The following is an 11,954-nucleotide window of genomic DNA, read 5'->3' as shown; positions in this document are numbered from 1 at the left end:
AATTCGAAATAAAATCGCTTCAATAAAATTCCGTAAATTTAATTTGAGATAAATATTAAAGTGACGGAAAATAGCAAGTAACTTGGACCAGTGTTGATCATTTAGCATTGTTCGAGGCATAGCGAGTATAAAATTGGGTTTGGCGATTTAATTTTACTATCTCGCTATTTTTTTAATCAACAAATGTCAACAGACCCTAGTCAGAATTTAAAATATAAATATAAATATAAGCGTTTTAGTCGGATTTAAAATATTTAAACACAAGTGTTTTAGTCAAGTATTTAAAATAAAAAATTAGTTTATTTTTTAACTATCAAAGACAATAAGTCTTTGTATTTACTATGCTTAATAATATATTTTTATTTTAACTGTTCAACCTATTTGCTTTTTGTATATATTTGTTAATAATATAGTACAAGTTTAAAGAATAGGCTTATCTCCATGAGCTTAAAATTCAAAGATTTAAATCGTCGTGTGGTCAGAGAAATAACCGCAATACTAATAATTAAAGTGATTATTTTAATGATCATTAAGAACATCTGGTTCGACGCCCCTACCATCCCTAAAAACTTTGACAATCAAGTTGCCGAGCATATTGCTGGCAGTCCTTCCCAAATCAAGGAGACACGTTGATGATTTCTGAAAGCGTGGTCGATCTTTCGCGGTTCCAATTTGCAATGACCGCGATGTATCACTTTATTTTTGTTCCGCTGACTTTAGGTCTGGCTTTTATTCTTGCCATTATGGAAACCACCTATGTGATTTCTGGCAAAGAAATTTATAAAGACATGACTAAATTCTGGGGAAAACTCTTCGGTATTAACTTCGCATTAGGTGTTACTACTGGTTTGACCATGGAGTTTCAGTTCGGTACTAACTGGGCGTATTACTCGCACTATGTCGGTGATATTTTCGGTGCACCATTAGCCATTGAAGGTCTGATGGCATTCTTCCTTGAATCAACATTTATTGGTTTATTCTTCTTCGGCTGGGATCGCCTATCCAAAGTTCAGCATTTGGCTGTCACTTGGTTAGTTGCGCTTGGCTCGAACATGTCTGCACTATGGATTTTAGTGGCCAATGGTTGGATGCAAAACCCTGTTGGTTCTGCTTTTAACTATGAAACCATGCGTATGGAAATGGTGGACTTCGGTGCGCTGATTTTCAACCCCGTGGCTCAGGTTAAATTCGTGCATACCGTATCTGCAGGTTATGTGACTGGTGCTATTTTCGTACTGGCAATTTCAAGTTACTACTTATTGAAAAAGCGTGACTTGCCATTTGCGCGTCGCTCATTCGCCATCGCTGCTATCTTTGGTTTAGCGTCTACACTTTCGGTGATCTTACTGGGTGATGAATCTGGTTATGAAATTGGTGACGTACAAAAAACTAAACTAGCTGCGATTGAAGCTGAATGGGACACTCACCCAGCTCCAGCGCCATTTACTTTGTTCGGTATTCCAAATAAAGAAACCATGTCTACTGACTACGCGATCAAAATTCCTTATGTCATGGGGATTATTGCAACACGTTCAACTGACAAAGAAGTGATAGGTATTAAAGACCTGATCGTACAACACGAAGCGCGTATTCGTAACGGTATGGTGGCTTACTCACAGTTAGAACAACTTCGTGCAGGCGATACGTCTCCTGAACTTAAAGCAGCATTTGCTGAGTCTCAAAAAGACTTGGGTTATGGTCTGCTTCTGAAAAAATACACAGACAAAGTGGTCGATGCTTCTGATGATCAAATCAAAGCTGCTGCAAAAGACACTATTCCACATGTTCCAAGCTTGTTCTGGGCATTCCGTGCAATGGTTGCTTCTGGTTTCTTAATGCTCCTTCTGTTCGTACTTGCTACCTTTGCTGTCGGTAAACGTAATGCAGAAAACAAACCTTGGTTATTAAAGTTTGCTTTATTTGCCCTGCCATTACCTTGGATTGCAGCACAAACAGGTTGGTATGTTGCCGAAGTTGGTCGTCAACCTTGGACTATCGGTGAAGTTCTACCTACACATCTTTCAGCTTCTAGCTTAAGTACAGGTGATGTATGGGGTTCTATCCTTGCATTGGCAGCGTTCTACACTGTACTGCTGATCATTGAAATGTACTTAATGATTAAATTCTCACGCCTTGGCCCAAGTTCTCTACATACTGGTAAATACCACTTCGAGAAACTTGAAGCTGCAAAAAAGGCAAATGAGGAGGCTCAAGCATGATCGAATATGAATTACTCAAAATCATTTGGTGGGTATTAGTCGGTGTCCTACTGATCGGCTTCGCTCTCACCGATGGCTTCGATATGGGCTCAATGGCGATCATGCCATTCGTAGGTAAAAAAGACGAAGAACGTCGTGCGGCAATCAATACGATTGCCCCACACTGGGACGGTAACCAAGTTTGGTTTATTACTGCCGGTGGTGCGCTGTTTGCAGCATGGCCAATGGTATATGCGACTGCATTCTCAGGCATGTACTGGGCACTGTTACTGGTACTCTTCGCCCTCTTCTTACGTCCAGTCGGTTTTGATTACCGTTCTAAACTTGAAAATACCAAGTGGCGTAATTCTTGGGATTGGGGTTTAGCAATTGGTGGTGCAGTTCCTGCCCTCGTATTTGGTGTTGCGTTTGGTAATATGTTCCTTGGTGTTCCATTCACTATCGACGAAACTGTTCGCTCGACTTATACAGGGAGCTTCTTTGCACTGCTTAACCCATTCGCTTTAGTTTGCGGTATCGTGAGTTTATCTATGCTTTGCGCTCACGGTGGTGCATGGCTCATGCTTCGTACAGACGGCGATCTACGCGCACGCTCTGCAAAAGCAACTCAGCTTATGGGTATCGTATTCTTAGTTTGCTTCTTACTGGCAGGCGCATGGTTATACTTCGGTAATATCCAAGGCTACACATTAGCTCAACCGTTTGACACTAATGGCGTTGCAAACCCATTAGCTAAAGAAGTGATCACCAATGCCAACCCAGGTTGGATGAACAATTACAGTACTTATCCAATTACTATGATTGCGCCAATCATGGCTATTTTAGGTGCGCTGATCATCATCCTTGCCGCAGGTAAAGGTAAAGCAGGTTTCAGCTTCCTTGGTTCAAGCTTGGCAGTCATTGGTGCAATCTTAACTGCTGGTTTTGCATTGTTCCCTTTCCTTATGCCATCGAGCATCAACCCAACTGTAAGTTTGACTATGTGGGATGCGGTATCAAGTAAAAATACCCTAACTGTGATGACAGTTGCAGCATGTATTTTTGTCCCACTTATCCTGTGCTACACAACTTGGTGTTACTACAAAATGTGGGGCGTGGTTACTAACAAACATATTGAAGAGAATTCACACAGCCTATACTAAGGCTGTGTCTAAGGAGAAAAGACGATGTGGTATTTTGCTTGGATTCTCGGTATCTTGATGGCATGTTTTGCAGGTGTACTTAGTGCGCTTTACATCGAACATCATCAAGATCTAGATGAGGAATAACAAATGACTGATGCTGCTGTAGAAAAATCACTTGTAGAAAAGAAGCCAAATAAATTTGCAATGGTCATTTCCTGCCTGTTAGCTTTTCCTTTGGCAGCCGTGTTACTTGTACATCCTGCTGCCATGCTGGATGACAATGGTGGATATAGCCATCGAGCGCTGATGTTCATCATGATAGGTATTTCAGGTGGTTTTGTGCATGGTGTGGGTTTTACACCACACCATTGGTTCTGGAAATGGCTTTTTAGCCCCTTCCTCGCTTGGCCACTAATGTTGTGGGGCTATTACACGTGGTTCCTACATTAATTAATATCTAAATAAAGCCCTCAATTGAGGGCTTTTTTTATGTTTGCCTTAAAGCGCTGATTTTTCAATGCAGATTAATAAAACAAAATATTATAAATTTTTATTAAAAATTAAACATTTTCTAACATTTGATTATACATATTAGCGCCCGCAAAGTTGCATCGCCGCTGCATGGCCTTTAGCATGCTCTGCACCTGAATTGGAGTTATATAATGAAAACTAAAACCTTTTTAGCTGCAGCATGCATTATTGCCAGTACTTACGCATCTGCAGAAGAAGCAAAAAAAGGATGGCTGTCAAAAGCTATTGATAAATGGAATACCTTGGGGCAGCTGACAGATAAGGATTTTGAACAGTATCCGACGGTGCAGGAATTTTTCCAAGCCAAGTATAAAAATCCGCGCACCATCACCATGAATAACGTATCTTACGGTGCTGGCACCATTATGTGGGAACGCGCAAACACCTATTGTGCGCGTGACGGCGGTGAATTTGTACAAATTAAAAGCCATCCATCACCGCTGATTCCTTATAAAGGCTCTGAGGTGCTGTCTACACCGAATCTGCAAAAATACTACGGCTTATTCCAGTGCAAAAATATCAAAAACAGCTGGAAAGTTTACTTTGACCATCAGAACGAGCGTATTTTCCAGCATCCGTCTCCAAACACGGCTTCTGACGTCAGCTTCAATTTCGAATAATCGTTATCTATAGAAAAAATCAAAATATGCAAAAAACATTATTGTTTCTTGCCGCAGCAGCCGGGCTATCCGGCTGCCAAGTCACAGGGGAACGCGGCAGCCTCTATCAAAATGTGCTAGGCGGCTTCGGGCCTAAAACCCAGCATATCCAGCTCAATCCAGAACTGAACAGTTTTTCCCTGACAGTACCGCTCTCGGCTTATAATGAATTGGATTTAAACAAAGGGCTGATCAGCAATGCCCCGTTCTTTAACCAGTTAAAACAAGACCGTTACTGGAGTGTGCATCATATTTATGACGCGCAATTCCGGCGCCTGGCGCAAGACCGGGTTAAAATAAAAGTCTGCAATACGGTCAGCGCTGATCACCGCCGCAGCGCCAACGACTCCAGTTCCTGCGCAGATATACAGATGCGCGTCGCATACGACAGGCTGAGTGATGGCGTACGCATGACCTTCAAGCCTATTACGGCCGATATCAGCACAGAAGACTTCGGCTTCTTTATCAAAAACGCAGCGCCGGAATTATTTAAAAATGCCGAGCAGCTGAACACTGCAACCCTGATTAAAACCTTCGGCTATGAAGATGCGCTGACAGTCAGCAGCAAACGCACGATTTCCAGCCTCAGCAATGTGCTAGTAAAAAATGGCTATACCGTTACTACTCAGGATATTGCCAATGAAAAAATTTACTTAAGCTCATTTGAGCTTAAATCGGCTGACGCGAAGGTCTTTTCCATCTTGAACTGCCGCACCGCTGCCGCCAAAAATGGTTCCAGCACCAGCTGCAAATATGCCCTGTTCAGCCCCTATGCCATCAGCGACTATCGAATTTACAACAAAGAAATAGCCAGAAAAATCAATCAGCTATTCAACTAAACCCAAAGCCGGCATGAAGCCGGCTGTTTTTATCCGCTTAGCCGGCGCCTGCCCAGATACTGACAGATTATACTTGCGGGCGCTTATGAGCGCTGGCCGGCCAGTCCGCCATAGCTTAAACAACTACAACCAAGGCATTCGACCTGCCAATCATCTGCACAGAAACATTGATTTACGGCCTGACGGACTGCTCAATACATTCTGCTACAGCATTTTCCCGTACGTCCAGCGCATAAAAAAAGCCGGACATTGGTCCGGCTTGATTATTCCGTTTACATTAATGCTTAGCGATGCGTATGAATCGACATCACAATCCCCATCCCTGCGAGCATCGCAATTACAGCTGTACCACCATAACTCATCAACGGTAGTGGATCACCTGTTACCGGTAAAATCCCACTGACCATACCCGAGTTTAAAAATACAAAAAAGAAGAAAGTTAATCCTATCGCTCCTGCATAGAGTCGTCCAAAATTATGGAAGCAATTTAGTCCAATAATCAAACAGCGAACAATAATTGCTGTAAACAAACTAAATAAAAGAAATACACCAATAAAGCCAAACTCTTCAGCATAGGTCGACATAATAAAGTCAGTATGATGCTCTGGCAGATAGCCCAAGTGCGACTGCGTCCCTTCGGTATAACCCTTACCCATTAAACCACCTGATCCAATGGCAATTTTAGATTGAATAATGTTCCAACCTGCACCAAGCGCGTCAGATTCAGGGTCAAATAACGTCAGTACACGTTTTTTCTGATATTCCTGTAAAAAAAACATCCAAAGTACAGGTGCTGCAATTGCAAAGGCGGTTAAAGCACCTGCAATTAAACGCCAAGACATACCACTTAAAAATAAAACAAAAATACCCGGAATAATCAAACCGATATTCAAGTCAGGCTGTAAAGCGACCAATGCAAATGGAATCAATAATAAAATTAATGCACCGACAATTTGTAAAAATTTCGGTGGAAAAGGTTTTCGCGCAAAATACCACGCCATCATGAGTGGCATGGCAAATTTCATAAACTCACTCGGCTGCATACTGCCGATACCCGGCAAGCTAATCCAGCGTTTCGCCCCCATCCTTTTTTCACCAATGACCAGAACCAACAACAGTAAAAATATACCGATGGCATATAAGTACGGACTCATAGATTGGTAAACTTTGGGTGGAATTTGCGCGCAGATCAGCATCACAATAAAGCCCACACCAAAACTTGTGGCTTGACGTAGTACCATTCCCGAATCTTCCGCGGTCGCACTATAGACAACCATCAGCCCCAATATTGCATTGAGTACCAAGAAGCAAAGTAACCACGGGTCTAAATGAAGTTTAGCCCATCGAGAAGAATCGTGTTTTATACTGCGGCCATCGCGTAATGACTGACGTAAAAAACGATACTGTTGAGAAGGGATCATTGCGAAACAGATCTAAAAAGGATGCGGGAATTATAGATTAAAGCGACAGTAAAAATCACTGTCCCTTAAATATTCCTTGAAATAATCATCTATTAACTTGAGACGCTAAAATTAAACGTGCCAATTCCAAGTCATCAGGATAGGTAATTTTAATATTGTCCGAACGACCCTGCACGACATTGACATGCTCACCGAAAAATTCTAAGGCACTTGCTTCATCTGTGATGGTCGCACCAGCGGCAAGCGCTTGTTCAATGGCATTTTTAAGTACACCCAATTTGGCAATTTGTGGTGTCTGCGCTTGCCATAAAGTTGAACGATCTACCGTTGTTGATATTTGTGGTGCTGTTTCAACTCGCTTTAAGGTATCGCGTACAGGAATGGCGAGAATCGCACTTTGCTCAGTTTCTACTGCCGATTGAACTAAATTTTCTAAGCTCAACTGCGAGACACATGGTCGTGCTGCATCATGAACGAACACCCAATCATCATCATTGGCAATCGAAGATAGATATTGCAATGCATTGAGCACAGAATGCACACGCTCTGCACCGCCTAAACAAAAATGAGCCTTCTCTTGATTAGTGAGTGCCAAGGTCTGAGCAACATTATCTTGCTCACCTATAGCCAATACATAGCCTGTCAACGGCAATTGGTTGAGACGTGCAACTGTGTGTTCAAGCACAGTTAGACCCGCAATGTTTTGATATTGTTTTAGTTCAGTTTTAGAAAATCGACTTCCTGAACCAGCAACAGGAATAATGGCCCACAATTTAAGGTTCTGGTGGAAGTTCGGCTGGTTCTGACTCATTGGTACGTAGGTCTACTTTTGCGTTTGGATCAATATAAATTGGTTTGTACTGAGTACTAATCGTACTCATCTGTACGAAAGTTTCATGCGGTTTAATTAAACCTAAATCTAGACGAGCATGCTCTTCAATAGCTTCAACGCCATTTTTTAAATCGTATACTTCAGCGGCAAGCACGCGATTTCGTTCTTTTAATTCGTCATTGAGTTCGACTTGTTGTTGTATTTTCTGACTCAGTTGTTGATGTTGATGATAACCACCTTCACCGAACCAGTATAAATATTGAAACCCTGCGATCAAAAAGATCGCAAGGCCCAACAATGCTTTACTCGCTTTGGAGTCAAATACATTTAACATAGATAGCATGATCTGCTTAGTTCAAACCTTTGAACTCAGCTTTACCGCGATATGCAGCATTAGTCAATTCTTCAATACGAAGTAATTGGTTATATTTCGCTACACGGTCAGAACGGCAAAGTGAACCAGTTTTGATTTGACCCGCTGCTGTACCCACTGCAAGATCCGCAATAGTTGAATCTTCAGTTTCACCAGAACGGTGTGAAATTACTGTAGTGTAACCATTTGCTTTTGCAAGGTAGATTGCATCTAGAGTTTCAGTCAACGTACCGATTTGGTTGTACTTGATCAGAATCGAGTTACCCACTTTTTCATTGATACCACGTTGAAGAATTTTAGGATTCGTAACGAATAGGTCATCACCAACCAATTGGATTTTGTCGCCAAGGATTGAAGTGAGGTAAGACCAACCTTCCCAATCAGACTCGTCCAAACCATCTTCAATTGAGATGATTGGGTATTGTTTTGCAAAACCAGCAAGGTAGTCAGCAAATTGGTTGCTTGTGAATGCTTTATTGCCTTCACCTGCAAGGATGTATTGACCATCTTTGTAGAATTCTGAAGATGCACAGTCAAGCGCAAGCATAATATCAGAACCTGCTTTGTAGCCAGTTTTTTCAATTGCTTCAAGAATTACTGTGATTGCTTCTTCGTTAGAACGAAGGTTCGGTGCAAAACCACCTTCATCACCAACTGCAGTATTTAAACCTTGTTTCTTTAAAACTGATTTTAAAGAGTGGAAAATTTCAGCACCAGCGCGTAAAGCTTCAGAGAATGAAGTAAAGCCAACTGGCTCAATCATAAATTCTTGAATGTCTACGTTGTTGTCTGCATGTGAACCACCATTTAGGATGTTCATCATTGGAACAGGCATAGTCAAAATGCTGTTATTACGAAGGTCTGCGATGTATTGAAAAAGTGGAATTTTCTTTTCGTCAGCAGCAGCGCGTGCAGCAGCTAGCGATACCGCTAAAGTTGCGTTCGCACCTAATTTTTCTTTGTTTTCAGTACCGTCAAGCGCGATCATTGTGTTATCAATGTCTTTTTGTTCGAATACTGATTTACCCAACAATGCATCACGAATTACTGTGTTAACGTTGTTAACCGCAGTTTTAACGCCTTTACCTAAGTAACGAGCTTTATCGCCGTCACGAAGTTCTAAAGCTTCACGAGAACCAGTTGAAGCACCAGATGGTGCACATGCACGGCCTACAACGCCAGAGGCTAAGATTACGTCTGCTTCGATGGTAGGGTTACCACGAGAGTCCAAAATTTCACGTGCACGAATGTCAACGATTTGGCTCATGAACAATTCCTCAGTTGATTAATAAAAATGATGCGTCAAAAGTGACGCATCAATGTGTATCGAATTAGTGTGTGTCTAACTTTGCGAAACCTTTAACTAAGGTATCGAGCTCTTTTAACTGTGCCAAGAAAGGTTCCAACTGTGACATGCGTAGCGCACATGGACCGTCACATTTGGCATTTTCTGGATCTGGATGAGCTTCTAAGAACAAACCTGCTAAACCAGTCGCCATACCTGCACGTGCCAGTGTCGTGATTTGTGCACGACGACCACCTGCAGAATCCGCACGACCACCCGGCGTTTGAAGCGCATGCGTAACATCAAAGAACACAGGGACATTCATTTCTTTCATGATGTCAAAGCCCAACATGTCTACAACTAAATTATTGTAACCAAATGCTGAACCACGTTCACAAAGAATCAGTTTGTCATTCCCTGCTTCCAAACACTTATGCAAAATATGACGCATTTCGTGTGGTGCGAGGAACTGTGCTTTTTTAATATTGATGATGGCATCAGTTTTCGCCATCGCTTCAACAAGGTCAGTTTGACGGCTTAAAAATGCAGGAAGCTGGATAATATCCGCAACTTCAGCAACAGGCGCAGCTTGATATGGTTCATGTACGTCAGTAATAATCGGCACATTAAAGTGTTTTTTTATGTCAGCTAACCACTCGATTCCTTTTTCCAGGCCTGGGCCACGGAAAGAGTTCAAGCTTGAACGATTGGCTTTATCAAAACTTGCTTTAAACACATACGGAATATCCAAGCGTTTGCAGATATCCACATAGGTTTCAGCAATTTCAAAAGCAAGGTCTTTTGACTCAAGTACGTTCATGCCGCCGAATAGTACAAATGGCAAATGATTTGCCATTTGTATATCGCCTAAACGTACAATTTCCTGTGGTTTTAATTGTGACATTTAAACTCTTCCTGGTTTAGTCAAAAACACATTATTTCGCTTTTTGGTACTGCTTTTTAGCAGCATCAATAAAGCCTGCGAATAATGGGTGTCCATCACGTGGTGAACTTGTAAATTCCGGATGGAATTGTACAGCAATAAACCAAGGATGTTCAGGAATTTCAACAGTTTCAACGAGACGCTGTACTGGAGAATAACCTGAAATCTTCATGCCTTTTTCTTCAAGCACTGGGATATAACGGTTGTTCATTTCATAACGGTGACGATGACGTTCAACGATCTCTTCAGAACCGTAAACTTGTGCAGTTTTTGTTCCCGCAACCAATTCAGATTTTTGAGCACCCAGACGCATTGTGCCGCCTAAGTCAGAATCTGCATTACGTTGTTGAACTTCGCCGCGCTCATCTAACCATTCAGTGATTAGACCAATCAATGGTGATTTAGTAGAACGGTTAAATTCAGTAGAAGTTGCATCGCTAATACCCGCAACGTTGCGCGCATATTCGATCACAGCCAACTGCATACCTAAACAGATGCCAAGGAATGGCACACCGTTTTCACGTGCAAAACGAATCGCTTTCATTTTGCCTTCTGTACCACGTTCACCGAAGCCACCCGGCACTAAGATTGCATCCGCGTCTTTTAATACGTCGTTTACATCTTGGCTTTCAAGTTCTTCTGCATTTACGTAGTCGATTTGAACTTTCACACGGTTTTGAATACCCGCATGTAAAAGTGCTTCGTTTACAGATTTGTATGCATCTGGAAGTTCAACGTATTTACCAACCATCGCTACACGAACTGTATATTCAGGGTTCAGTAATGCATCTACAACGTTATCCCAGTCTGTAAGATCAGCTTCTGGAAGATCGTCATAACCAAAACGTTCGCAGATTAAATCATCAACGTTTTGTTCATAGAAAGTACGTGGAATTTGGTAAATTGAACGCGCATCTTTACATACCACAACTGCACGCGCTTCAACGTTCGTAAATAACGCAATTTTACGTGTAGTGTCAGCATCAACATCATGCTCTGTACGGCAGATCAGGATGTCTGGTTGAATACCAATCGACAAAAGCTCTTTTACAGAGTGTTGAGTTGGTTTAGTTTTTAATTCAGCAGCTGACTTAATATATGGGAGTAAAGTTAAGTGCATTAACATTGTGCGCTTATGACCTAGTTCGACCATAAGTTGACGTACAGATTCCATGAATGGGAGAGATTCAATGTCACCTACTGTACCGCCGATCTCAACGATCGCAACGTCATAGCCTTCACCTGCGCGAAGAACACGTTCTTTAATATTGTCAGTAATATGTGGAATAACTTGAACTGTACCACCGAGGTAATCACCACGACGTTCTTTATTCAAGACATCTTGGTACACTCGTCCTGAAGTAAAGTTGTTCAGTTTGGTCATTTTCGCACGACGCAAGAAACGTTCGTAATAACCCAAGTCTAAGTCAGTTTCAGCACCATCCTCTGTGACAAAAACTTCACCGTGTTGGAATGGACTCATAGTCCCTGGATCGACATTAATGTATGGATCCATTTTTACCATGGTTACTTTTAAACCACGGGCTTCTAAAAGCGCAGCCACTGATGCAGCTGAAATACCTTTACCTAGTGATGATACAACACCACCAGTAACGAAAATAAAATGGGTCATTAAGTTTCTCGTACAATGGAGCCTAAATTGGCCTACAATGTTGTGCGATTTTACTTTACTCTGTACCAAGAAAGCAAAGTCATTCCGCATCAATT

General features: G+C 41.9%; 13 protein-coding genes and 1 pseudogene. 7 read left to right on the top strand and 7 right to left on the bottom strand.

Features of this window, described 5'->3' with window-relative positions; translation table 11 throughout:
• A pseudogene (locus FTU77_RS12315) lies at positions 1-120 on the bottom strand (IS5/IS1182 family transposase); the annotation flags it as partial.
• 321 nt (positions 121-441) lie between these two features.
• On the opposite strand from FTU77_RS12315, the gene cydP reads away from it, so the two are divergent.
• From cydP to FTU77_RS12280, 7 genes are all read left to right on the top strand, one after another.
• The gene (gene cydP / locus FTU77_RS12310) at positions 442-633 is read left to right on the top strand and encodes a cytochrome oxidase putative small subunit CydP (protein WP_078188513.1); all 192 of its coding nucleotides are present in this window, start codon (positions 442-444) and stop codon (positions 631-633) included.
• On the top strand, positions 633-2,219 hold the full coding sequence (locus tag FTU77_RS12305) for a cytochrome ubiquinol oxidase subunit I (protein WP_180022131.1): 1,587 nt from the start codon (positions 633-635) through the stop codon (positions 2,217-2,219). The genes cydP and FTU77_RS12305 overlap by 1 nt, the downstream gene beginning before the upstream one ends.
• Positions 2,216-3,361, top strand: a complete 1,146-nt coding sequence (gene cydB / locus FTU77_RS12300) for a cytochrome d ubiquinol oxidase subunit II (protein ID WP_180055923.1) — start codon at positions 2,216-2,218, stop codon at positions 3,359-3,361. The genes FTU77_RS12305 and cydB overlap by 4 nt, the downstream gene beginning before the upstream one ends.
• A 24-nt stretch (positions 3,362-3,385) precedes the next feature.
• Positions 3,386-3,487, top strand: coding sequence for a cytochrome bd-I oxidase subunit CydX (gene cydX / locus FTU77_RS12295; protein WP_002120988.1), 102 nt, complete (start codon positions 3,386-3,388; stop codon positions 3,485-3,487).
• 3 nt (positions 3,488-3,490) lie between these two features.
• Complete coding sequence (locus FTU77_RS12290) at positions 3,491-3,793, top strand: cyd operon YbgE family protein (RefSeq protein ID WP_078188516.1); 303 nt, start codon at positions 3,491-3,493, stop codon at positions 3,791-3,793.
• 212 nt (positions 3,794-4,005) lie between these two features.
• On the top strand, positions 4,006-4,494 hold the full coding sequence (locus FTU77_RS12285) for a hypothetical protein (protein WP_180022130.1): 489 nt from the start codon (positions 4,006-4,008) through the stop codon (positions 4,492-4,494).
• Positions 4,495-4,520: 26 nt separating this feature from the next.
• Positions 4,521-5,372, top strand: a complete 852-nt coding sequence (locus tag FTU77_RS12280; RefSeq protein WP_180022129.1) for a hypothetical protein — start codon at positions 4,521-4,523, stop codon at positions 5,370-5,372.
• A 284-nt stretch (positions 5,373-5,656) separates the two neighbouring features.
• On the opposite strand, the gene rodA is transcribed toward FTU77_RS12280, so the two are convergent.
• From rodA to FTU77_RS12250, 6 genes are all read right to left on the bottom strand, one after another.
• Entirely contained in the window at positions 5,657-6,793 is a 1,137-nt protein-coding gene (gene rodA / locus FTU77_RS12275; protein ID WP_078193916.1) for a rod shape-determining protein RodA, read from the bottom strand.
• Between the two features lie 85 nt (positions 6,794-6,878).
• A complete protein-coding gene (gene ispD, locus FTU77_RS12270) occupies positions 6,879-7,604 on the bottom strand; it encodes a 2-C-methyl-D-erythritol 4-phosphate cytidylyltransferase (RefSeq protein ID WP_180055922.1) in 726 nt (241 codons plus the stop codon).
• A complete protein-coding gene (locus FTU77_RS12265) occupies positions 7,567-7,959 on the bottom strand; it encodes a septum formation initiator family protein (RefSeq protein ID WP_078188520.1) in 393 nt (130 codons plus the stop codon). The genes ispD and FTU77_RS12265 overlap by 38 nt, the downstream gene beginning before the upstream one ends.
• A 16-nt stretch (positions 7,960-7,975) precedes the next feature.
• Positions 7,976-9,265, bottom strand: coding sequence for a phosphopyruvate hydratase (gene eno, locus FTU77_RS12260; protein WP_078188521.1), 1,290 nt, complete (start codon positions 9,263-9,265; stop codon positions 7,976-7,978).
• A gap of 64 nt (positions 9,266-9,329) precedes the next feature.
• Complete coding sequence (gene kdsA / locus FTU77_RS12255) at positions 9,330-10,187, bottom strand: 3-deoxy-8-phosphooctulonate synthase (protein ID WP_078188522.1); 858 nt, start codon at positions 10,185-10,187, stop codon at positions 9,330-9,332.
• A gap of 31 nt (positions 10,188-10,218) precedes the next feature.
• Complete coding sequence (locus FTU77_RS12250) at positions 10,219-11,859, bottom strand: CTP synthase (RefSeq protein WP_180055921.1); 1,641 nt, start codon at positions 11,857-11,859, stop codon at positions 10,219-10,221.
• Positions 11,860-11,954 lie beyond the last annotated feature (95 nt).

The organism is Acinetobacter sp. YH12142 (assembly GCF_013418435.1).
Classification (GTDB): Bacteria; Pseudomonadota; Gammaproteobacteria; order Pseudomonadales; family Moraxellaceae; genus Acinetobacter; species Acinetobacter amyesii.
This window is presented reverse-complemented; position numbering and strand designations above follow the sequence as displayed.